This window comes from Halomonas sp. SIMBA_159 (genome assembly GCF_046536035.1).
Lineage (GTDB): Bacteria > Pseudomonadota > Gammaproteobacteria > Pseudomonadales > Halomonadaceae > Vreelandella > Vreelandella venusta_A.
Genome location: NZ_JAWJBT010000774.1, coordinates 1 through 265, shown reverse-complemented (window position 1 = coordinate 265; position 265 = coordinate 1). Strand labels below are relative to the sequence as shown.

Sequence of the window (265 nt, the reverse complement as noted above, 5' to 3'; positions counted from 1 at the left end):
ACCCTGTTGTTTAACCAGCTTACCGGCCTGAAACAAAAGGTTGCCAACTTTCCGGGCGTAACAGTAGAGCTGAAAAGCGGCCAGTTTGCCGGTTATCAGGTAGTCGACTTCCCTGGCGCTTACTCATTGCATACGCTGTCTAAAGACGAACAGATCGCCGTAGACAAACTGCATGAGGCACTGCTGGACGACAACACCGCACTGATTGTCTGCAACCTTGATGCAACGCGATTGGAAAGCAGCCTGGTATTTGGCCTGCAGGTAC

The 265-nt window shown here is 51.7% G+C and carries 1 protein-coding gene; it reads left to right on the top strand.

The window, feature by feature from the left end; all coding sequences use genetic code 11:
• The coding region (locus R0J87_RS21310; protein ID WP_498888788.1) for a FeoB small GTPase domain-containing protein at nucleotides 1-265 on the top strand (265 nt) is incomplete at both ends.